A 22,777-nucleotide genomic window follows, 5' to 3' on the forward strand; every position below is an offset into this window, starting at 1 on the left:
AAAGGCGGCCCTTTGGGGTCGCCTGTATTTTCAGTAGTCGCGTTCGAAAAAGATACCCAAACCCGTCTCGCCCCGGCCATCCACCGTGCCGCGAACCGTGAAGCTGTCGGTGACGTCGAGGTTCAAGTTCACCTCGGTGTCACCTTCGGTATTGACGGTGAAATCGGTGTAGAGATTGTCGCTTAGATATGCGCCCGCACCAAGGCTGCCCCCACCGCCCTCAGTCGCGCCAAGGTCGATAGTGTCCAGGCCCGTGGCCTCGCGCACCCCTTTGGTAGTATCCCCGCCGGCGCCGCTGAGTTGGGCCAATGAGGCCGCCATCTGCGCAATGACAAACGGTGACAGTTCTGAGAACCGGTTGCCGAACAAGAGCATTGCAAGCGCTTCCTCGGTCGGGCGTTCAGGATCTGAGAAAACGTCGACCTCGGGTGAGTCCAGCGGCCCGGCGATCTCGATCGTTGCGGTGCCGTCCGAGGTGCTGGAGGACGATTCAAACTCGATATATGGCGTCAGGTCACCCTGCAGGGTGACCACACCCTTAGTAAGCGCAAGGCGGCGACCAAGGATATCGATATTACCGCGGATAAGCTCAATCTGGCCTGACGGCACAACAGAAGTTGTAGTTCCACCAATTTGTATGCGACCGCCCAGTTCCGCGTTCACGCCGCGTCCTCGGACAAAAACTGCCTTGGGTGCAAGCAATCCGATGTCGAGCGTCATGCGCGAGTTGCTTTTAGTCTCATCCTCGGTTTCCACCAGATTGGCGCGTTCCCGCGTTACGAAACCGGCACGGCTTTCGTTCAGGTGTTGGATCGTCGGAATTGGTGCTGCGCCGACTGCTCCTGCGGCGGCTGCAAGATTGATGTTGGTTTCGCCAAAGTTGATCTGCCCGGCCAGCGAACTGTTACCGGCCAATGCCCCGGTCAGGGCGACCTGACCGTTCAATGTGGTCTCATAGAGCAGCTTGTCTGTCAGCACGAGATTGTTGAGCGCTGTGGTTATCTGGGCGTTGAAGGGTGGCGTCAGATCAATCGGGCCGTTGACGGTAAACCCTCCGCCCGCTCGTAACCCACCCTGCAGTGCAATCGTGGCGCGGCTTTGCGCGATGTTTACGGAACCCCCGATGCCAGTGATTGTCTGTCCCACATCGGGCAAGGCCATCGACGCGCCGGATGTTGAAATCGTTCCGCTAAGCGCATCCAGCGCAGGTGCCCCTTTCAGGGCCAGGTCGAACCGGGCAGTACCGGCCAGATTGTTGGGAGAGATAAATGCATTGGCGATACCGATGTTGACACCGCCCTGCATCTTCAGGTCCGCTTCGCCGCTGGTTTCGTTAAAGGTCCCGGCAACTGTCGTATTGATATCGGCGGGGCCATTAGCCTTTGCGTCGATGGTCCACATCCCATCGTCGCGGCGGGCGGTACCACTGGCGGCGACGGTTCCGGGGAAATCGGGCACAAAACGTTCGACCCGATTCAGGCGGGCGTCAAAATTTAGATCCGCGGTGCCACCGGTTTCTACAGTTCCAGTTAAATTGGCGTACGAGCTATCTGGTCCCTGCAGGCGCGCATTGCCTTCCAAACCTGACCCTGTAGGGGCGACGTTGCCATCCAGCGTGAGCGGCCCGGACAATGTCGAAGATAGACGGCCGATGTCGTCCAGCATGGCCGAGAAATCGAGGCCACCGGCCTCCCGATCCAATCGGCCCGATGCATCTGCGGTCAGAGCGGTTCCGTTCAGACTGAAAGTGCGGATGTTCAGCCCCTGATCATCATTGGCGGCATCCACGTTCAGCGTGGTTCGTCCCTGTACCAACGCATCTACGGCTTGGATACCCGTGGCAAGGTCGTCGGCGCTCAGGTTGCCTTTGATATCAAAGGCCTTGCTGCTTTGCGCGGCCCGACCGGTGACGTCGGCATCAATCGACCCGGCCAGATCAAGCCCGGCGAGGCCGGAGAACAAAGACAGGTCGGGGGCGTTCAGCTTGGCGCTTCCATCCACCGTGATGTTTCCGGTGGGGTCATCGATGGTTGCGCCCACCTCGGCAGTAAGAGCAGCACTTTTGACCGTGGCGTTTCGAATAACGATTTGGTTGCCCGAATGCGCACCGTCCAGATTGATTGATGTCCGGCCTTTCAACAGCGGGTCGAACTCGCTCATCCCGGTTTCGATATTTGTTCCGATCACGCTGGCTTGGCCGTCGAATTCCAACGTCTGTACGGTGCCTTTGCCATCCAGCCGGGCCTGTAATGCGCCCGCCAGATCACGCTGTGCGATGCCTGAGAACACCGCCAGATCGGGGGCGTTCACGCTGGCCTGACCGTCAATTGTCAGATTGCCATTTGGCGTCGTGACCGTGCCGCTGGCCTGCGCTGTCAGAGCGTCGCCATTCACGGTGAAATCGCGAATTGTTACCCCATCGGTGTCGCGTTTGGCATCCAGAACGATTTCGGTTTCACCCGTGATCATTGGATCAATATCGTCACGCCCGGTCACCAGATCACGCCCATTCACCGTGACCTTGCCGTCAAAGCTGCGTTCCAGTGGCGAGCCCTTTCCAGCCACCTGGACCGAAGCCTCGCCACCAAGCTGAAGCTGTGCCAGGTCCGAGAACCGCGACAGGTCGGTCGCCTGCAGCAGTGCCGTGCCATCAACCTGCAACCCGGTCGCAAGCCCGCTGATCAACGCATCAGCGTCTAGAGTATAGTCGCTGCCGACCAGTTCGACCCCGGACAATTGCAATGTCTGGTCGCTGCCGTACTCGAACTGTCCATCCAGTGTGATCTGATTTCCGACGGCGGCATTCAGTGCGACATCTGTCAGATCAATGCCATCGAGCACAGCCTGCAGATCGCCATCGACCGACAGCCCGCTGGATTGATCTAGCGTGCCTTGCCCGCTGATCCGTGCATGATCGAGGTTCAGGTTGGGGGTTTCAATCTTGTTGGTCGTCAGGCTCAGGTCCCAGAGATTGCCATTCTCGGTATTGTACAAGGCCGAAATCTGAGCCGCGCCGATTGACGTATCGCCGCCGCTGACGGGCAGAACGACCTTGTCACCTTCCGGCGGTGTGATACGACCTTGCAGGGCGACCAGTTTCAGAACACCACCCGAAGCAAGGCTGAGTTCGCTTTTGAGGTCCAGCGCTTCCGAGGTAATCTCGATATCCGATATATCCAGCGCCCCGTCAGAATGGGTGCGCCCATCTACAAACAGCCGTGTGTCGGTACCGAAGAACGTGTCCATCTCTTCGGCCAGAAACGGCGTCAGGTCGCCTCCGACATCGGCAGTAAACGCGATTCCATCGGAGGCGTTGCCACTCTCTTCGGCTGTGCGCAGTCGTACCTGACCGGACACGCGAAGCTGCTGATCGCTGCTTAGACCGATATCAGCATTAAAATCCGTTATCGGCCCCGAGCCTTTTGCAGTCAGCTCAAGCGGCGGGGCATCGGGGATGGACAGGGCCGTTGCGATCAGACCGCCTGATGCTTCGGCTACGGTCAAGTCCAGATCGATCTGGCGGCTGTCGTTCTGAAAGCCTGCTTTCAGATCAATCGTGTCCCCGGCGCGGTCCAGTCGGTCGATATCCAGCGTAGTATCCAGTGTTCCATCAGCCAGCGATAGGTTGCCGTTCACAGCAAGCTCGGCAGCGACGCCGATCAGCGGCTCACCTAAAGAAAGGTCATCGACACGCAGCTCTCCGATTTCGATCGAAACCGGAAGCTCAGGTAGTTGGAAGGGTTGGGTTTCGGCTGAAGGGGGCGGTGCGTCCTTTGTTGTTGTACCGGGTGCGCGGGCGATATCGATTTCCTGCGCCGATAGTGTGTTGACCGAGAACCGACCGCGCAGCAGTGCCAATCGGTTCCAGTCCAATTCAGCGTTTTTAATGGTGAGCCAGACGCCGTCGTCATCGGCGACTGTGATTTCCTGAATCGTCGCACGCGAACTCAGCGCACCTTCAAGGCCGATCACCCGCACATTCTGATCATCACCGGACAGGGTATCTTGCAGAAACTGCTCGATCATGCTGCCGCCCTCGTCCTGAGCGGTCGCCGCGATGGGAACGGTGATCGCTGCTGAACTTAGCAACAGGGGATATACAACGCGACGCATCAAAAGGCTTGCCCGATCCCGAGGTAGAATTGCAGCCCGTCACCCGTATCGCCCTGAACCGGCACCGCAAGGTCAAAGCGCAAGGGCCCGAAGCCGCCCAGATCATAACGGATTCCAAGGCCCGCGCCAGAATGCTCTTCCGCGCCGCTGCCGATGAATGAGGACGTGTCGACCACACCGTAGTCATAAAACCCAACCAACGAGATTGCGTCAGTGACTTTGCCTCGGACCTCGGCTGAGAGCCCCAGAAAAGACTTGCCACCGGCGACACCATCCCCGACGGGGATACCTAGGCTTTCAAATGGCTGACCCCGTACTGTACCGGCACCACCCGAGAAGAACAGGAAATCTGGAGTCACACCATCTGCCGGAGGTCCGAGGACCGATCCCAACTGCACCCGGCCTGCCAACACCAGCCGACCGGCGGTGCCCAGATCGTTATAGGCGCGACCGTCAAAGAACATTCTCAGGCCGGTATCCGACCCGGAGAACCCGACAAAGGGCATGACTTGCGAGTCTAGATAATAACCGCGCGTAGCACTGACTTTGCTGTCGCGTTCATCCCACTCTGACCGGAACGGAAGAATGAAGTATCGAAACTTGCGCCCATCGCCATAGGCGTCATCCGCGTCCGACCATTGGAAACCTGCCGAGGCTTCGGCGTAGAGGCGGTCAGAGAATGTGCGGCGTGCACCATAGGCAAGCGAGGCGACGGTGACGTTGTAGTTTTCGGTATTGCGCCGTTCCAGCAGGGCGCTCCAGAATGTATTGTCGTCAGGGCCCAGACGATCAGGTTGATCCAGCCGCAGACCAATGCGTCCATCGATATCCTCGGCACCGCCGATATTGCGGATTGCCGCCTCGAACCGCAGCCTTTCGGCTCGCCGGAAAACGTTTCGATGGGTCCACGTAGCTGTAAGATCAACCCCGTCGCGCGAAGCAATCTCGGCCCCAAAGGTCAGGCGGCGCGGTGGCAGGTCTTCAAACGTAGCGTCGAAATCAAGCGTGCCATCCGGGTTGGGTTCTTCATGTTCCTTGAGCGAAACCGTAGCGAATGTGCCGGTGCGCCGCAGGCGGGTGCCAACCTTTTGGACCTGTTCAGGCGAATAAACCTCACCCGACGGGAAGCCTGCGACTTTCTCGATCGACCGATGGCGGACATTTGTATCGCCCTGAATGATCATTTTGCCGAACCGCAACCTTGGCCCCGGAGCCAGATCAATTGTCGCGTCCAGCCGTGCCTGCGCATGGCGCGCTATTACTTTCTGATCTTCCACTTCCGCCTTGGCATGGCCTGTATCGCGCCAGCCCTGCACCCCGGCCGAAGCCGCCTGTTGGATCGCTCCGGTGGTCGCGGTCTTACCCGTGGCGAACTCTTCGGGCAGTTCCGTGCCCGGTGCCAGCGGTTGCACGACAGCCGTTCCGAACTTGAACTTCCGTCCCGGTGTGACAAGGATAGTCGCCCGTTTGAATTGGGCTGGAACGTTCAGCGAATTGATTTTGGCGGCTTCCTGCCCGTCAAGCTTGATGCTGACGACGGGGCTGAAATAGCCTTCGTCGTACATGATCTGAACGATGGTGCGGTAGTCGGACAAAGCTGCCGACAGTATTTCCAGTGACGTATCAAGACCACGCGATTCCGAGGTGAAGATGGATGAAGTCTCTTCCAAGCGGTCGACCAGATCTTCAGATGCACCAGGGGCGGATAGGGTCGTTTCTAGCGCGGTAGCAAGATTGGGGGACAAGGCCACAAACGCACCAAAAAGCCAGCCTCTCAGATCGCTGCGCGGTCTGCTCCCTGTCATTGTATGGCTCCAACTGCCCCAAGTCGAAATCGCTATGGCCGCGAAACAAAACGAATGCGGCGTGTTGAATTCATTTAGAGCATCTGACGGCGCTTAGGGGAAGAACTAAACAAAGTTCAGGTGTTTTTATTGGCAAACTCGTGTGCCAATCCGCTACAGACCGGCATTTCGGAACCAGCGAACAATCGCATCCCGGTCTTCAGGTTCCATATAGGTCACGTTCGCGGGAGGCATGGCATGTGTGACGCCGGATTGCAGATAAATCTGTTGCGCGTTCTGAGCAATGTCAGCTTTTGTTTCCAGCAGGACACCTTTGGGTGCCCACAGGATGCCTTCCCAGACAGGCTCGCGCGCGTGGCACATAGAACAGCGACCCAGAACTATGTCCTGTGCTTCTTCAAAGCCATCCGCTGATGCGAATTTCTGTTCGTAGGGCGTTAGTTGCCGTGCTTCGGCCTCTTCCAACGGGTCGTTCATCGAAGCGGTCGACAACCACATGATGGTCATGAACAGCAAAGCCGTTACCAGCCAGGTCCAGGTTGGGTTTCCAGCGCGCGCGTGGCGGGTGTTGAAATAGTGCCGGATCGTGACACCCATCAGGAAGACCAGCGCGGCGATGATCCAATTGTACTCGGTCGCAAAAGCCAGCGGATAGTGGTTCGACAACATCAGAAACACGACCGGCAATGTCAGATAGTTGTTGTGGGTCGAACGCAGCTTGGCGATCTTGCCGTATTTCGGATCAGGTGTGCGCCCGTTCTTTAGGTCGTCCACCACAATGCGCTGGTTTGGCATGATGATGAAGAACACATTTGCGGTCATGATTGTGGCCGTGAAGGCCCCCAGATGCAGCATCATCGCGCGACCGGTGAAAATCTGGTTATATCCCCAGCCCATAATCACCAGCAGCACGAACAGAAGAACCATCAGCAATGTCGGACGCTCGCCCAATCCCGACTTGCAGAGAAAATCGTAGACCAGCCAACCGACAGTCAGCGAGGCAGCCGAGATCAATATGCCTTGCCATAGCGCCAGATCCGCCTTTTGGGCATCGATCAGATAGAGCTCTCCGCCTACCCAGTAGACAATCATCAGTAGCGCGGCACCGCTGAGCCATGTGGCGTAGCTTTCCCATTTAAACCAGGTCAGGTGGTCGGGCATACGTTCTGGAGCGACGAGATATTTCTGGATGTGATAGAATCCTCCGCCATGGACTTGCCATTCCTCGCCGTCCGCCGGTCCGGGGATATCGCGGTTCAAACCAAGATCCAGCGCGATGAAGTAGAAGGATGATCCGATCCAGGCAATCGCGGTGATAACGTGCAACCAGCGCACGCCAAAACCAATCCAATCCCAGAAAACGGCGAAGTCGTACATGCTTATGTCTCCGATTGCGTTGCGCCACACTAGGCAAACGGGCTTTTCTTCGGTATTCCCGTATATTGTCAAACTGTATCAAAAAAAACGATAAGATGTCCTATCTCGACAACATTCGAACCTTTGTCCGGGTCTATGACTTGGGCAGCATGTCAGCCGCCGGGCGGGATATGAGAATTTCACCTGCGGTGACGTCGGCGCGAATATCGCAGTTGGAGGATCATCTGGGAGTGCGCCTGTTTCAGCGCACAACCCGGAACCTGACACCAACGGAACAGGGGCGGGCGTTCTACCCCGGCGCGGTTGCGGTTCTGGATGCAGTTGATGAGGCAGAAGCCCAAGTCACGCATCTGACCGAAGCCCCCCGCGGGTCTCTGTTTGTTGCTGCGCCCTTGGGTGTCGGGCGCCGGTTATTGGCGCCTCATGTGCCTGATTTTCTGTCAGAATACCCTGAGATTGATGTGCGTCTAAGACTAACAGACCGCTCGGTTGATCTGACCACCGAAGGCTTGGATCTGGCTTTTTTCATCGGTCAGCCCGAAGACAGTACATTGCGCATTCGCAAGATTGCGGATTGCCAGCGTGTGCTATGTGCAGCCCCTGATTACGTGAGCCGATGTGGGATGCCAGAAGCTGGATCCGATCTGATTTCAGGCAAGCATGAATGCTTGAACCTGCGCTTCCCTGGCGCGGCAGAGTTTCAGTGGATGCTGGAAACTCCCGATGGCCCGAAACGATTTGCTGTCTCGGGCAGGTATGAATGTGACGATGGTGATGTTTTGACCGATTGGGCGCTGTCTGGGCAAGGTATTGCCATGAAACCCGTTTTTGAAGTGTCAGAGCATTTGAAGGCGGGGAGGCTGATCCCGGTGGCGATGAAGACGCCTCCGGTTCCCGTGCAAATGGCCTGCCTGTATACGCATCGCCGCCATCAGGACCCGAAGGCGCGGCTGTTTATGGATTTCATGATTGACCGGATCGGCAAAGTGGTTCGAAGCGCCGAAGTCTAGGACTAGCTGCCCCGGTAGGTCGAGTAGCCGTAGGGGGACAACAGCAGCGGAACGTGGTAGTGCGCGTCCGCATCGGACATGCCAAAGCGGATCGGCACCTGATCCAGAAACAGAGGATCATCGCCATCCTGACCTGTCGCGCGCAGGTAATCTCCGGCGAAGAATATCAGCTCATAAGTGCCGGTTTTAAAGTCGTCCTGCGGTAAGATCGGGCTATTGGTTCGGCCATCCGCGTTGGTTTCCATCTCGACCAGTTTACGGTGCGAGTTCCCTGACACTTTGTAGAGCGCGATTTTCAACCCCTCAGCGGGGCAGCCGCGCGCCGTGTCGAGAACGTGGGTTGTCAGATAGCCAGCCAAGGGTCTCTCCTATGTGTTTCTTTTGGTGTGCCACAGTCTGGGCCAAACCGCAAAATGGTTGAAATGCCGAAAGAACTGGAAACAGTGTTCGGATTGATTTGATAATCAATGGACCGTTTCTGCGGTAAAGCTGTCAAAACACCTAATCGGACTGGAAGACACTATGCAGCCGCCTCGTTACCCCCGCGATATGATCGGATACGGAGCCAACCCACCTGACGCCGCATGGCCCGGCGGTGCAAAACTGGCTGTGCAGATTGTGTTGAACTACGAAGAAGGTGGCGAAAACTGTGTTCTGCACGGGGACGCTGCGTCCGAGGCGTTCTTGTCCGAGATCGTTGGGGCGGCGCAGTGGCCGGGCCAGCGTCATTGGAACATGGAATCGATCTATGAATACGGCTCGCGGTCGGGGTTCTGGCGCCTGCATCGCTTGATGAAAGACCTACCGATCACCGTTTATGGTGTGGCTACCGCGTTAGCGCGTTCGCCAGATCAGGTTGCGGCGATGAAATCGGCAGGGTGGGAGATTGCCAGCCATGGCCTGAAATGGGTCGAGCACAAGGATATGCCCGAGGCGGAAGAACGGGCCCAGATCGCCGAAGCGATCCGTCTGCATGCCGAAGTCGTAGGGGATCGCCCGCGCGGCTGGTACACTGGGCGCTGTTCGGACAACACCGTGCGTCTGGTCGCCGAGGAAGGTGGCTTTGCTTATGTTGCCGATACCTATGCAGACGATCTACCCTACTGGATGCAAACCGGTGGTCGGGATCAGTTGATTGTTCCCTACACGCTGGATTGCAATGACATGCGCTTTGCGACGCCACAGGGGTTCAACGCCGGGGATCAGTTCTATTCGTATCTGAAAGACAGTTTCGACGCGCTTTATGCGGAAGGCGAGGCCGGTGCACCCAAGATGCTGTCGATCGGTTTGCACTGTCGCCTGATCGGGCGACCGGGACGCGTCATGGCGCTGAAACGGTTTCTGGATTACGCGCGTGGGTTCTCGGACGTGTGGTTCGCAACGCGATTGCAGATTGCCGAGCATTGGGCCGAAAAGCACCCGGCGGCTGAGCGTCCACAACCCTCGCAAATGGGCCGCGAAGAATTCGTCTCTGAGTATGGAGGTATCTTCGAGCATTCCGCTTGGATCGCCGAGCGCGCCTATGATCTGGAATTGGGCGCGGCGCATGACACGGCAGGCGGATTACACAATGCTTTGACCCGCATGTTCCGGTCCGCCTCAACCGAGGAACGGCTCGGTGTTTTGACAGCCCACCCTGATCTGGCAGGCAAACTGGCGCAGGCAAAGCGGCTGACACAGGAAAGTACGTCCGAGCAAGCCTCGGCAGGGCTTGATGCGCTGACGGATGAGGAACGCGCCACCTTCACCGAACTGAACCAGCGCTATACGGAAAAATTCGGCTTTCCGTTCATCATTGCCGTGCGGGACCACAACAAAGCCTCGATCCTGAGTGCGTTCCAGCGACGCATCGAACAGGATCGCGACACCGAATTCGCCGAGGCTTGCCGGCAGGTCGAACGGATTGCCGAGTTCCGCTTGCGGGATGTGCTGCCCTCATGACTCGGATTGTCGCTGAACCGATCTCGGCTGAGGCTTTCGCACCGTTTGGAGATCTGATCGATATCTCGGGCGAGCCCGACAAGATCATCAATCAGGGCCAATGCGGGCGGTATCACGACCGGGCTAAACTGGATTTCAGTGATGCCCGCGCGGGCATCAGCCTATTCAGCGCCAACTCGCGCGAGATGCCTTACCTGCTGGAGATGGTTGAGCGTCATCCGGATGGCAGCCAGGCTTTCATTCCAATGACCCACCAGCCCTTTCTGGTGGTCGTCGCCCCCGATGAAGGCGGGAAACCGGGTCAACCACGCGCATTCATCACACAAGCCGGGCAAGCCGTGAACTATCACCGTGGAACATGGCACGGCGTCTTAACGCCTTTACATGGGCCCGGCCTGTTTGCGGTTGTCGATCGCATCGGAGTCGGCCTGAATTTAGAAGAATACTGGTTCAGCACACCGTACGAGGTGGTCAACCGCTGAAACCAGAACCGAAGCCGCCGGAGAAGCGGTAAGAACCCCATTGGATCTTAGGGAGGACAATGAGATCATGGCTGAAACTTCGATAGGGACGCCCGAACAGCTTCGGGACCCGAACTTCACACCCGCCTTGCACAAGGCGATACCGCTGGGCATTCAGCACGTTTTGGCGATGTTCGTCTCGAACGTGACACCGGCCATCATCGTGGCGGGTGCTGCCGGTTTTGGATTTGGGTCGAACTCCCCGGATTTTCCCGAATTGCTGTACCTGATCCAGATGTCGATGCTGTTCGCTGGGCTGGCGACCCTGCTGCAGACTATCACGATTGGCCCGGTTGGAGCGGCTCTGCCGATTGTACAAGGAACGAGCTTTGCGTTTTTGCCCATCATGATCCCTCTGGTCGCCGGAAAAGGCGTGGATGCCTTAGGGGCGCTGTTTTGCGGTGTCTTGGTTGGCGGTTTGTTTCATGCCTTTCTTGGCCTCTTCATAGGCAAGATACGGTTTGCGCTTCCGCCGCTGGTCACTGGACTTGTCGTAACAATGATCGGTTTGGCGCTGGTCAAGGTCGGCATACAATACGCCGCTGGTGGTGTGCCTGCGATTGGAACTCCTGAGTATGGATCGCTGCTCAACTGGTCGGCTGCACTGGTTGTGGTTGTTGTGACGCTTGGCCTCAAGTTCTTTGCACGCGGTATGCTGTCGGTGTCTGCCGTACTGGTTGGTTTGGCCATCGGCTACGTCTATGCCCTGATGGTCGGGATGGTGACGTTCGAGGCCATTGGCACAAGTTGGTCACGCGCCTCAGCTTTTGCTCTGCCCGTACCGTTCAAATATGGGTTTGAGTTCTCTCTGGCCGCCGTGATCGGCTTTTGTCTGATGTCTTTTGTCTCGGCCATCGAGACCGTCGGAGACGTATCGGGTATCACCAAAGGTGGTGCAGGTCGCGAAGCAACCGACAAGGAAATCGCTGGCGCGACCTATGCCGATGGTTTCGGAACAGCGATTGCCGGTATGTTTGGCGGGTTTCCCAATACGTCCTTCAGCCAGAATGTCGGTTTGATTGCGATGACGGGCGTCATGAGCCGCCATGTCGTGACCTGTGGAGCTATCTTCCTGATCCTGTGTGGCCTTGTGCCAAAAGTCGGGGCAATTATCCGCACCGTGCCTATCGAAGTGCTGGGCGGTGGTGTGATCGTCATGTTCGGCATGGTGGTCGCGGCAGGTATCTCGATGCTGTCAGACGTGGATTGGAACCGTCGCAACATGGTGATCTTTGCGATTTCGCTGTCGATCGGTCTTGGGTTGCAACTGGAACCCGGCGCGGTTCAGCACCTACCTGATACACTTCGTATCCTGATGACCAGCGGCCTGCTGCCCGCAGCGCTGATCGCCATTGTACTGAATTTGGTCCTGCCAGAAGAATTGGCCGAAGAATCGACTGAAGAGGTTTCAGGGGGTATGGCCGGTCACGGGGCGGGTAGCCTACCTCACGATTGAAGTGTTGAAGTAATCCGCAGCGTGCTTCAGCGCTGCGGATTACCCGGTGTTTGCCATTAGGCGCGCGACATCCAGCATGCGGGCTGAAAACCCCCATTCATTGTCGTACCAGCCAAAAACCCTGATCTGCATCTCTCCAATCATGCGCGTCTCGGGCCCCGCCACTACCAGTGACTCAGGGCGGGACCGCAAATCAGATGACACCAAGGGCAGATCGGTCCATCCCAGCACGGCAGAAGCTGCGACCGCGTCGCGAAAGGCTTGGTCGAACTGCTCAGCGCTCATGCCACGTTCAAGCGTGGCGACAAGATCAATGGCAGATACGCTGGCCGTCGGAACACGCACCGCGGCCCCCGACACACGACCGGCCAGGTCTGGCAAGACGATATCAATCAAATGCGTCGCGCTCGAGGTCGTGGGCACCATCGACAATGCCCCGGCGCGCGATCGGGCCAAATCCCCGCGTGGCGCATCGACCATCGGCTGGCTGTTTGTATAGCAGTGGATGGTGGTCATGTGCCCGGACACAAGCCCGCCGATTTGATCAATCAGCTTGACGAGCGGCGCCAGCCCATTCGTGGTGCAGGATGCATTTGAAACGATCCGTGCGCTGCCCAATTGATCTTCGTTTGCCCCCAGTACCAGTGTGACTTCGGCAGCGGGTGACGGACCGGAAATCAACACTTTATCCGCCCCAGCAGTCAAGCCCCGGCTGGCCACGTCGGATGTTCGCGCGACGCCGGTGCAATCGAGCATGACATCGACGCCGGACAGATCGACCTGTGCCAAATCGGCGCTGTGAGACATCAGAATAACGCGGCCATCGATATTCAGTGCTTCACCTTCAGTCGTGACCGAACCCTGATAGGGGCCAAACGTGCTGTCATATTTGAGCAGGTATGCGCATGTTTCCAGCGGCGCGATATCGTTGATCAGCACCAGTTCTACATCCGAATGCTGCGGCAGGCTTAGGACCTGACGCAGAATGGTGCGGCCGATACGGCCGAATCCGTTGATCGCGAGTTTCATGCGCAAGCTATGGCAGGCAGATCAGGCGATCTCAATCAAAGTATTGTACCAATTTCAGTTGCAGCTGACCTGCGAAAAGAACTGGCCCGAAATGTTCTGATACATGCTGGAATAGATCGCCTTGCAGCCAGTCGCCTTCTGTATCGCGGCCATTGCCTGGATGGTGCGAAGACGTGGCGGCGGGCCAAAGGGGTTCAGATTGTTATTATCCCGCGTCGCCCGATAAACCACAGGCGCGTCCGAGACCTGCGTCACCGCCCATGTGCGGCTCATGACGAAAACGGATTTGGTTTCTTCCTTGGCTGCGACCGGGGCGGCGTTGAACGCCGAAAGGCCAAGGGTGGCAACCAGTGCAATCATCGTACCGCGCAGTAACATCGAACAATCTCCAGTGCTGAAAACTCATTTGATTTCATCAGATTCCAGCGATTCTGTGAACCCCTTTACCAGAACTTGACCCGGTAAAGCCCCGATCGTCAGCTACCTAGACGGTACAGACAACGGCATGTGCCTATTCACATCCTTGTACAACAGATAGCGAAACCGTCCCGGTCCGCCTGCGTAACAGGCCTGCGGGCAGAAAGCGCGCAGCCACATGTAGTCGCCGGCCTCAACCTCGACCCAGTCCTGATTGAGACGATAAACGGCCTTGCCCTCAAGCACATAAAGGCCGTGTTCCATCACATGGGTTTCGGCAAAGGGAATCACGCCACCAGGTTCGAAATTGACGATGTTGACATGCATGTCGTGACGCAGGTCCTGCGGATCGGTGAAACGGGTGGTAGACCAGCGGCCTTCGGTGCCGGGCATTTCGTTAGGTACCACGTCGCGTTCATTGGTGATGATCGGGTCAGGGGCGGGCAGGCCGGGCACTGCATCATAAGCCTTGCGCACCCAATGGAACCGGGCAACTGAATCGCCATGGTTGTGCAGCGTCCAGTCGCTGCCCGGGGGGATATAGGCATATCCACCGATCTCAAGAACATGATCCGCTTCGTTCAGGGTCAGCGTGACGCTGCCCTCGACCACGAAGATCACCCCTTGCGCATTTGGGTCGGTTTCGGGCGTATCGCTGCCACCGCCGGGCTGCACCTCCATTATGTATTGCGAGAATGTCTCGGCAAAACCACTCAGAGGCCGGGATAAGACCCAAAGACGTGTATTCTCCCAGAAAGGCAGAAAGCTGGTGACGATGTCGCGCATCGTGCCCTTGGGGATTACCGCATAGGCATCGGTGAACATGGCACGGTCGGTCAACAGTTGCTCTTGCCCCGGATGTCCGCCTGTCGGTGCATAATATTTAGGATGTGTCATCAAATGCCTCTGCTTCGTCTGGGCACAATATGAGGCGATCTCACGGGCGGACCTAGCGCCCGCCTTGCGAAAGGTTTGTTCGGGATAATTTGAAGGTGGCCAAGTGGGGCTTGGCCGCACACGCATAGAGGTATATCTATGGACGTGAAAGTCATTCAAATCGGCGAGGCCCTTTGATGAAAGCCTTTGTTTACACAGCGCTGGTTGCTGCACTTTTTCTGGGGGTGGGTGGAATAGCACAGGCTAAACCACTTTCCCGAATCATCGCGGAAATGGGGTTGAGCCCCGCTGACTTTGAGGTGTTGAACGACACCTCAAACGCGTTGCTGTCGACGGGCACTCCATCCGTGGGGCAGGAGAGGGCTTGGCTCAATCAGGACACCGGCTCGAAGGGGACAATCCGCGTGCAAAGCGTTCAGGGCAATTGTGTGATACTTCAGCACTTTGTGCAGCCTGAAGGTGCTGCACAGGCCCGCGATATCAGAACGCGCCGCTGCAAGACCGCTGATGGGAACTGGATCCTGACACCTTAAAGGCCGTTGCCTTGGCCAGCACCCGAACTAGCACAGCTGCACCCTTGTGATTTGCTCCAGCTAATTTTACCGCAGGCCCCCTGCTGGGCATCGCATTGATGCTGGACCGGGCTCAATTTGCGTGAATGACGTTCCGTCAATTAGCTGGACACGCTCATGGCCACTAAGCCATCCTCGGACCAAAGCCAAAGACCCGCATTGCGCCACAGGGAAGGAATAGACATGACCATGACTTTCGGATTGCGTGAGGAAAACCGCGCCCTGTTACAGCGGGTGAGAGATATGATTCACGACGAGGTCATGCCGCTTGAAGATGAGTATCAGGCAGAAATCAATAAAGGCGATCGTTGGAAATATACCGAGCGACAGGCCGAGATTCTCGAGGGGCTGAAAGCCAAGGCCAAGGCGGCGGGGCTTTGGAACTTCTGGCTGACAGACAGCGACAAAGGTTTTGGCCTCAGTACAGTTGAATACGCCTATTTCGCCGAGGAGATGGGCAAGACGCCCTTGGGGGCCGAAGTTTTCAACTGCTCCGCGCCCGATACAGGGAATATGGAGGTGTTTGAACGCTACGGGTCAGGCGCGATGAAAGAGCAGTGGCTGAAGCCTTTGCTCGACGGGCAGATTCGCTCGGCTTATCTGATGACCGAACCCGATGTGGCCTCATCGGATGCCACCAACATTTCGATGTCCTGCGTGAGGGACGGGGCCGAATATGTTCTGAACGGCGAGAAATGGTGGTCGTCTGGGGCGGGCGATCCGCGTTGCAAGGTCTATATCGTGATGGTCAAAACCGGCGGGGACGATCTGCCAAAGCACCAGCGCCAGTCGATGATCGTGGTCCCAGCAGACGCGCCGGGTATTGAGGTATTGCGCCCGATGGAGGTCTATGGCCACGACGATGCGCCCCATGGTCACATGCACATCCGTTTCACAGAAGTTCGGGTCCCGGCCGAAAACATTCTATTGGGCGAAGGGCGCGGGTTCGAGATCGCGCAGGGGCGCTTGGGGCCGGGCCGTATTCACCATTGCATGCGCGCGATTGGTCAGGCCGAGTCTGCGCTGGAGCAGATGTGCAAGCGTTCACTACAGCGCCAGGCGTTTGGGAAGAAACTGGCGCAGCTGGGGGCAAACTACGACATCATCGCCGAATGTCGGATGGAGATCGAAATGGCCCGTTTGCTGTGCCTCAAGGCCGCCTGGTACATGGATCAGGGCGATGCACGGGCGGCGGCCCCATGGATCAGCCAGATCAAGGTCGTTGCCCCCAAGGTCGCGCTGAAGGTGATCGATGAGGCCGTGCAAATGTTCGGCGCACAGGGGATCAGTCAGGATACGCCCTTGGCAAATGCATGGATCCATGTGCGCACCCTGCGTCTGGCGGATGGGCCGGACGCAGTGCATCGCCGTCAGGTCGCTCGCGCCGAGTTGAAGAAATACACGCAGGAAAAAGTCTGAGGCGACAGAACCACAATGACATCGGATGTGTTGGGGCAGGCGTATTTCCACCAAAATGCGCAGGGTGTGTTTGTCGGAAATGACCCCGCGCGCGGGCCTTGGTCGGCCGATCATTGCCATGCTGGGCCAGTCAGCGGATTGATCGTGCGGGCGGCAGAAACCGAAGTTGGCCCTGAGAAGATGTTGACCCGGTTGACCGTCGATCTGCTGCGTCCATTGCCTCTGGCTGGTTTGCGAGTCGCGGCAGAGACGACACGCCATACCAAGACGCTGGCGACCACACGGGTCACCGTACATGATCTGGACGACACGCTTTGCGCCACCGCCACAACCATGCATATGGTGCGCAAAGACCTTGGGGCCGTGCCCAATGTCGAACTGCCCGCGCCCAGGGTCGAAGATATGGTCGATGGCCCGTTTCCGATCGGTGAGATGCGCCATCAGTTGTCCGGTTTTGCCCATCACTCCCAGATCGGCTATCCCGCTGATGGCAAGCAAGGGGCAGGTCCGAAAACCGTCTGGATGCGTACACCTGCCTTGCTGGAAGGAGAGGACCCGTCGCCGATCCAAGCGCTCTGCCCGCTTGCAGATTGCGGCAATGGCATATCGTGGAACGCGCCCACATCTGAGATGGGTTTCATGAATACCGACCTGACTGTGCAAGTCCACCGCGAGCCTGTCTCGGACTGGCTGGCCTCTGACTCGATCTCGCACTGGCAACCCTCGGGGATCGGTATGTCGCAGTCAGTTCTTTTTGATACACAGGGGCCAGTTGGGACGGCTTTGCAGACATTGGTCTTGTTCCCGCCGGAGTAAATGGCGGGATTCTGCAGCCTGGTGTTTAGTCGGATTGCCGATACCCGCTGCGCATTCTATCTTTGCAACATGCGCTGGCTTGCCTTCTCCTTCACCTGCCTTCTGCCGATACCGGCACTGGCTCATCCCCATGTTTTTATCGACACGGGGCTAGAGTTCATGGTCGATGACGCAGGCAACCTGACCCATGTGCGTGTGACCTGGGCCTATGATGAGTTCTATTCATTGCTGGTTCTGGAAGACATGCGACTGGATCAGGATGCAGATGGCGTGCTGACCGAGGCCGAAGAGCAGTTTCTAAGTGGCTTCGACGCGCAGTGGGTCGAAGGTTACAATGGCGATCTGATCATCCGCATGGGCGAAAATGTGATCCCGCTCTCTGGCCCGCTTGAGCCGCAGGCCACGACCGAGGATGCCCGCATCGTGACCACACATCTGCGCGCGATCGAAGGAGACCCCGTTCCCGCGGATGCGCTGTCGATCAAAGCGTTTGATGAGAGCTTTTATACCGCATACGAAGTGACCCGCCCGGTTCTGGTTTCAGGCCCCACGACTTGTAATATCGAACGCAACGATCCGGATATCGACAACGAACTGGCCCAGATGCAGGCTTTTTTGCTGACGCTGGATGCCGAGTATGACCTTGAAGAAAATGATATCCCTCTGGTCGGTGAGAAATTCGCAACCGAGATTCGGCTTTCATGTCCAAATACCTGATCGTTCCCGTTGCCATCGCCTGCGGGGTGCTGCTGTGGTTCTGGGGCAGCGGTGGTTTTGACCATCTGGCCGCTTGGGCTGCCGGAGAGCAGCGCGAATTCCAGAACCAGATCGCCCGCGCCCTGCGCGCAGCACGCGCCGAGCAGCCCGAAGCTGTGGCAACGCTACTGACGGTCTGTTTTGCATATGGGTTTTTTCATGCCATCGGACCGGGCCATGGCAAGGTTCTGATCGGAGGATACGGGCTTGGCCGTCGTGTCGCGTTTTGGCGGTTGTCTGCAATCAGTGTCCTGTCGAGCCTAGGGCAAGCAGTGACGGCGGTTGTGCTGGTTTATGCCGGGGTATTGGTATTCCAGATGTCACGCGAGTCGCTTGTAGGCACGACCGAACAGGTCATGGCACCGATCAGCTACGGCGCAATTGCCGCTATAGGCCTGTGGCTGGTTTTTCGCGCCATCCGCAGTTTTGCGCGGCGTCACAAAAACCAGGCCTCTCAATCGCACGACCACCATCACCATGCGCATGATCACGACCACCATCATCACGACCACGAGGTTTGCGCTGACTGCGGCCACCGCCACGGCCCGACGGCCGATGAGGTCGCTCAGGTCGGCAGCTTGCGCGAGGCGTTGATCCTGATCGCTGGTATAGCCGCACGCCCCTGTACCGGCGCGTTATTCGTGCTGATCCTGACATGGCAGATGGGTATCGCAATGGTCGGCATCGCGGGCGCATTCGCCATGGCTTTAGGCACCGCAACCATCACCACTTTGGTCGGTTGGACATCCTTTGGGTTGCGCGGCGGGTTGCTGGCCTCAGCCTCGGCTACGCGCTTTGCATCGGTACTGGCCCCGACCATCGAACTGGTTGCGGGTCTTATCATCGCCGTGATTGCAAGCGGGCTGCTACTGCGGGCCTTGTAGACTTAGCCAAACACCGGTTCGGGATATCCTACCCGTGCCAGATACAATCCTTGCGGCGGGCATACCGGCCCACAGGCCGCTCGGTCAACCGCCTCAAGCGCATCGCGAACATCCTCAGGCGTCCATGCCCCAGCCCCCACACGCTCCAACGTGCCAACAAAGCTACGTACCTGATTGTGCAGGAACGATCGGGCGCGAACATGGAAGTGGATTTCGGCCCCCGAGAAGCCCTGAACCTGTTCCACCCGCAACTCATCCAGTGTTTTGACCGGGCTGGCGGCCTGACAGATGGATGAACGGAAGGTGGTGAAGTCATGTCGCCCGATCAGCATATCCGCCCCGGCCTGCATCGCTGCAACGTCCAGAGAATGATTGATCTGCCAGACCTGCCCCTTGTCGTGGGTTGCAGGTGCGCGACGCATCAGGATACGGAACAGATATTGCCGCTCAAGCGCCGAAAACCGCGCGTGCCAATCATCATCCACTCGTGCAGCTTGCACGATCGCGACAGGCTGCGGTTTGAGGTGATAATTCAACGCCTCGGACAGGCGGAACGGGTCCCATTCTTTGACCAGATCGCAATGCGCCACTTGTCCTAGCGCGTGAACCCCCGCGTCGGTACGACCGGCGGCGGCGATTGTGTGGTCTCCGGGTTCGATCCGCGAAAGCGCTAATTCGATCGCGCCCTGAACCGAAGGCAGCTCCTTTTGCCGCTGCCATCCGGCAAACGGTTCCCCTTGGTATTCGACTTGCAGCGCGTATCTGGGCATGGGGCGCTGGTATCGCGCCTTGGTCGGACGGGCAAGGGGGCGAAAGCTCTGGCAAGTGCCGCAACCGCTACCTATCTTGGGCAAAACGATAATTGCGGGGCGACAGCTTGGTCATCTCATCTTTGGCAGACAGTCTGGTGCGCGGCGTCGAATCCGTGGGTGACCGTGTGTCTGAGACATTCTTCGAACCGGTCATCCGGCTGGGCGTCACGGGATTGGCGCGGTCGGGTAAGACGGTGTTCATCACATCTCTGGTCGCCAACCTGCTGGATCGGGGCCGCATGACCGGTCTTGTGGCGCAGCAAGAGGGGCGTGTCACCGCCAGTTATCTGCAGCCGCAACCCGACGACACCGTGCCCCGGTTCGATTTCGAATCCCATCTGTCCGCGTTGACCGGACCAGCGCCGCACTGGCCGGACAGCACGCGTGCTGTTTCCGAGTTACGCCTGTCCTTCAAAGTCCAGCCCGCAGGTCTGCTTTCGGGATTGCAGGGCCCTCGAACATTGCATCTGGATATTGTGGACTATCCGGGTGAGTGGCTGCTGGATCTGGCCCTACTGGACAAACCCTATGAAGATTGGTCGCGGGACACGCTGGAGCATATTTCGAACCGTCGACAAGCCGAGGCATTTCTGGCAAAGGTTCAGGCGGCCGACCCAACCGCGCCACATGATGAGCCGCAGGCGCAGGATCTGGCTCGCAGCTTCACCGATTACCTGAATGCCGCGCGTGAGGCCGGGTTCTATGACTGCACTCCCGGTCGGTTTCTTCTGCCGGGCGATCTGGCCGGGTCTCCTGTGCTGACCTTCGCACCTTTGCTAGTGTCCGAGGCGTCACGCCGCCGGTCCCTGCACCGCGAGATGGAGCGGCGGTACGAGGCTTACAAAGCGCAGGTGGTTAAACCCTTCTTCCGCGATCACTTTGCCCGGATCGACCGGCAGATCGTTCTGGTCGATGCGTTGGGCGCGATCCACAAAGGCCCGCAAGCGGTCGAGGATATGCGCCGCGCGATGGCCGATATCCTGTCGGCCTTCCGCCCCGGTCGCAACGCATGGCTCAACAGGCTGCTGCTTGGCAAGCGGGTCGAGCGTATCCTGTTCGCGGCCACCAAAGCGGACCATCTGCACCATCTGCAGCACCCGCGCCTGACCGCGATCATTGAGGCCCTGACCCGTGAGGCCCACGACCGCGCCAGCTTTGCCGGGGCTGAAACTGCGGCCTTATCGTTGGCTTCACTTCGGACAACGACGGAAGAGATGCGCAGCCATAACGGCGTAGAACTGCCATGCGTGCGCGGCACTCTGCTAGATAGCGGTAAGCAGGCGGCCTTTTACCCCGGTGATTTGCCAGAGGACCCTGCCCATCTGCTGGGCCCCGCGCGCAATGGGGCCGAGGGATGGCTGGGCGACGACTATGGCAATATGGCCTTTGCACCCGCACATTTGACCCTGAATCCTGGTGACGGTCCGCCACATATTCGGCTGGACCGGGCTGCGCAGTTTCTGATCGGAGACCGGCTGTGAACGTGATCCTTCGTCCTGCTCGCAGTACCGATGCCGGAACCACAGGCGCTATTCTGCATGGGTTCGCCCGCGAAAACGACTGGATGCCTGAACTGCATTCTGAGGCCGAGACCATTGCGTTTTGCGGCAGGATGATTGATCTCGGCTGGGTCACGGTGGCCGAAAAGCAGGGGCAGGTGGCCGGATTTCTGGCGTTGAATGGGGACGAAGTGCAGTCGCTCTATCTGGCGGCCTCGGCGCGCGGGCAGGGGATAGGGCAGCAATTGCTGGGTCGTGCCAAAACGCAGCGTCCCACGCTCAACTTGTATGCGTTTCAGGCCAATCCTTCCGCATGCCGGTTCTATGAGCGCAACGGCTTTGTTGAGGTCGCACGCAGCGATGGGTCCGAAAATGACGAAAACCTGCCTGACATCAGATATGTCTGGACGCGCGAGGAGTTGGTCGATGGCTAAAGGCCCCGTTTTGATTGATCTGGAAGACGACGCCTCGGCAGTTGATGTCTCGACCGCGCCTCCTGTTCCGGACATCGCGCCTCCGCAGGGGCAAGCGATGCAGGCAGCGGTACGGTTCGCAGCGCGGAAACCTTCGGTTTTGGCGCGTTGGTTCTGGGGGTTGGCATTAGCCGTTGTGGGGGCGGTGGTCTCGGTCGCCGCATGGGATTTTGCCATCTCTCTGCTGGAACGCGCACCAATTCTGGGTTGGATCGTCACCGGTCTGATCGCAGCGCTTTTGCTGGTCGTCCTGATCATTGCACTGCGCGAGTTGGCCGCAATCAGCCGTCTGTCTCGTGTCGACGGGCTGCGGCGCGCGGCGGACACAGCTTTATCAGACGAGGACTTGTCGCAAGCCCGCGCTGTAACCACGCGGCTGGTTGCGTTCTATAAGGGACGCGATGAAACACGCTGGGGTCGCGACCGTTTGACCGAACGCATGGGAGAGCAATTCGATGCGGCAACCCTGCTGAGCTTGGCCGAAGACGAATTGCTGGCCCCGCTGGACGCTGCTGCCAGCCGCGAGGTCGAGGCCGCAGCCCGGCAGGTTGCCACCGTTACCGCTTTGGTTCCGCTCGCGCTGGCCGATGTCGCGACCGCGCTGGCAAGCTCATTGCGAATGATCCGACGTATTGCCGAAATCTATGGCGGTCGAGCAGGTTTCTTGGGCAGTTGGCGCCTAACCCGCGCCGTATTCGTGCATCTGATTGCAACTGGCGCGGTGGCAGTGGGGGATGATCTTCTGGAGCCGATTTTAGGCGGCTCGGTTCTCAGCAAATTGTCGCGCCGGTTCGGTGAGGGGCTGGTCAACGGCGCGCTCACCGCCCGCGTGGGTGTCGCTGCGATGGAGGTCTGTCGACCTTTGCCTTTCTCGAAACGCCACCAGCCCTCGACCCGTGGTATGATCAAACGCGCGCTCAGCGGGTTGTTCTCCAGGACTTGATCTGGCGCAAGGCCATGCCTGAACCTGTGCTGCATAA

The 22,777-nt window shown here is 58.3% G+C and carries 20 protein-coding genes; 12 read left to right on the top strand and 8 right to left on the bottom strand.

Annotated elements, in window-relative coordinates:
- Positions 1 to 30: 30 nt before the first annotated feature.
- From I5192_RS02205 to I5192_RS02215, 3 genes are all read right to left on the bottom strand, one after another.
- Positions 31 to 4,113, bottom strand: a complete 4,083-nt coding sequence (locus tag I5192_RS02205; protein ID WP_223117657.1) for a translocation/assembly module TamB domain-containing protein — start codon at positions 4,111 to 4,113, stop codon at positions 31 to 33.
- Positions 4,113 to 5,918: an autotransporter assembly complex family protein gene (locus I5192_RS02210; protein ID WP_170626495.1), complete on the bottom strand. Its 1,806-nt coding sequence runs from the start codon at positions 5,916 to 5,918 to the stop codon at positions 4,113 to 4,115. The genes I5192_RS02205 and I5192_RS02210 overlap by 1 nt, the downstream gene beginning before the upstream one ends.
- A 153-nt stretch (positions 5,919 to 6,071) precedes the next feature.
- Complete coding sequence (locus tag I5192_RS02215) at positions 6,072 to 7,295, bottom strand: urate hydroxylase PuuD (protein WP_170397471.1); 1,224 nt, start codon at positions 7,293 to 7,295, stop codon at positions 6,072 to 6,074.
- 95 nt (positions 7,296 to 7,390) lie between these two features.
- On the opposite strand from I5192_RS02215, the gene I5192_RS02220 reads away from it, so the two are divergent.
- Positions 7,391 to 8,305: a LysR family transcriptional regulator gene (locus I5192_RS02220; RefSeq protein ID WP_170511345.1), complete on the top strand. Its 915-nt coding sequence runs from the start codon at positions 7,391 to 7,393 to the stop codon at positions 8,303 to 8,305.
- A 2-nt stretch (positions 8,306 to 8,307) separates the two neighbouring features.
- On the opposite strand, the gene uraH is transcribed toward I5192_RS02220, so the two are convergent.
- On the bottom strand, positions 8,308 to 8,664 hold the full coding sequence (gene uraH / locus I5192_RS02225; protein WP_170404478.1) for a hydroxyisourate hydrolase: 357 nt from the start codon (positions 8,662 to 8,664) through the stop codon (positions 8,308 to 8,310).
- Between the two features lie 163 nt (positions 8,665 to 8,827).
- On the opposite strand from uraH, the gene puuE reads away from it, so the two are divergent.
- From puuE to I5192_RS02240, 3 genes are all read left to right on the top strand, one after another.
- Positions 8,828 to 10,246, top strand: coding sequence for an allantoinase PuuE (gene puuE, locus I5192_RS02230; protein WP_223117658.1), 1,419 nt, complete (start codon positions 8,828 to 8,830; stop codon positions 10,244 to 10,246).
- Positions 10,243 to 10,728 carry an ureidoglycolate lyase gene (locus I5192_RS02235; protein ID WP_223117659.1) on the top strand — a complete coding sequence of 162 codons (486 nt, stop codon included), beginning with the start codon at positions 10,243 to 10,245 and terminating at the stop codon, positions 10,726 to 10,728. Before puuE ends, I5192_RS02235 begins: the two co-directional genes overlap by 4 nt.
- A gap of 67 nt (positions 10,729 to 10,795) precedes the next feature.
- Entirely contained in the window at positions 10,796 to 12,223 is a 1,428-nt protein-coding gene (locus I5192_RS02240) for a nucleobase:cation symporter-2 family protein (protein ID WP_170424357.1), read from the top strand.
- 39 nt (positions 12,224 to 12,262) lie between these two features.
- Here the strand turns inward: I5192_RS02240 and I5192_RS02245 are convergent, their stop codons facing one another.
- From I5192_RS02245 to I5192_RS02255, 3 genes are all read right to left on the bottom strand, one after another.
- On the bottom strand, positions 12,263 to 13,252 hold the full coding sequence (locus tag I5192_RS02245; RefSeq protein ID WP_223117660.1) for a type I glyceraldehyde-3-phosphate dehydrogenase: 990 nt from the start codon (positions 13,250 to 13,252) through the stop codon (positions 12,263 to 12,265).
- A 54-nt stretch (positions 13,253 to 13,306) separates the two neighbouring features.
- Entirely contained in the window at positions 13,307 to 13,630 is a 324-nt protein-coding gene (locus I5192_RS02250) for a hypothetical protein (RefSeq protein WP_170397457.1), read from the bottom strand.
- 102 nt (positions 13,631 to 13,732) lie between these two features.
- Positions 13,733 to 14,566, bottom strand: a complete 834-nt coding sequence (locus tag I5192_RS02255) for a bifunctional allantoicase/(S)-ureidoglycine aminohydrolase (RefSeq protein WP_170397455.1) — start codon at positions 14,564 to 14,566, stop codon at positions 13,733 to 13,735.
- A 176-nt stretch (positions 14,567 to 14,742) separates the two neighbouring features.
- On the opposite strand from I5192_RS02255, the gene I5192_RS02260 reads away from it, so the two are divergent.
- From I5192_RS02260 to I5192_RS02280, 5 genes are all read left to right on the top strand, one after another.
- Complete coding sequence (locus tag I5192_RS02260) at positions 14,743 to 15,099, top strand: hypothetical protein (RefSeq protein ID WP_170404458.1); 357 nt, start codon at positions 14,743 to 14,745, stop codon at positions 15,097 to 15,099.
- A gap of 222 nt (positions 15,100 to 15,321) precedes the next feature.
- Positions 15,322 to 16,557, top strand: coding sequence for an acyl-CoA dehydrogenase family protein (locus tag I5192_RS02265; protein ID WP_223117661.1), 1,236 nt, complete (start codon positions 15,322 to 15,324; stop codon positions 16,555 to 16,557).
- 15 nt (positions 16,558 to 16,572) lie between these two features.
- Complete coding sequence (locus I5192_RS02270; RefSeq protein ID WP_223117662.1) at positions 16,573 to 17,373, top strand: thioesterase family protein; 801 nt, start codon at positions 16,573 to 16,575, stop codon at positions 17,371 to 17,373.
- Positions 17,374 to 17,442: 69 nt separating this feature from the next.
- The gene (locus tag I5192_RS02275; RefSeq protein WP_223117663.1) at positions 17,443 to 18,090 is read left to right on the top strand and encodes a DUF1007 family protein; all 648 of its coding nucleotides are present in this window, start codon (positions 17,443 to 17,445) and stop codon (positions 18,088 to 18,090) included.
- The gene (locus I5192_RS02280; protein ID WP_223117664.1) at positions 18,075 to 19,013 is read left to right on the top strand and encodes a nickel/cobalt transporter; all 939 of its coding nucleotides are present in this window, start codon (positions 18,075 to 18,077) and stop codon (positions 19,011 to 19,013) included. The genes I5192_RS02275 and I5192_RS02280 overlap by 16 nt, the downstream gene beginning before the upstream one ends.
- Positions 19,014 to 19,015: 2 nt before the next feature.
- Here the strand turns inward: I5192_RS02280 and truA are convergent, their stop codons facing one another.
- Entirely contained in the window at positions 19,016 to 19,783 is a 768-nt protein-coding gene (gene truA, locus I5192_RS02285) for a tRNA pseudouridine(38-40) synthase TruA (protein ID WP_170397443.1), read from the bottom strand.
- 107 nt (positions 19,784 to 19,890) lie between these two features.
- Between truA and I5192_RS02290 the strand changes: the two genes are divergently transcribed.
- From I5192_RS02290 to I5192_RS02300, 3 genes are read left to right on the top strand one after another with little or no spacing between them, the layout of a single operon-like run.
- Positions 19,891 to 21,306, top strand: coding sequence for a YcjX family protein (locus I5192_RS02290; protein ID WP_223117665.1), 1,416 nt, complete (start codon positions 19,891 to 19,893; stop codon positions 21,304 to 21,306).
- Complete coding sequence (locus tag I5192_RS02295) at positions 21,303 to 21,758, top strand: GNAT family N-acetyltransferase (protein WP_170424344.1); 456 nt, start codon at positions 21,303 to 21,305, stop codon at positions 21,756 to 21,758. The genes I5192_RS02290 and I5192_RS02295 overlap by 4 nt, the downstream gene beginning before the upstream one ends.
- On the top strand, positions 21,751 to 22,740 hold the full coding sequence (locus I5192_RS02300; protein WP_223117666.1) for a YcjF family protein: 990 nt from the start codon (positions 21,751 to 21,753) through the stop codon (positions 22,738 to 22,740). The genes I5192_RS02295 and I5192_RS02300 overlap by 8 nt, the downstream gene beginning before the upstream one ends.
- The last annotated feature ends 37 nt before the right edge of the window (positions 22,741 to 22,777 follow it).

The organism is Ruegeria sp. SCSIO 43209, from assembly GCF_019904295.1.
Taxonomy (GTDB): Bacteria; Pseudomonadota; Alphaproteobacteria; order Rhodobacterales; family Rhodobacteraceae; genus Ruegeria.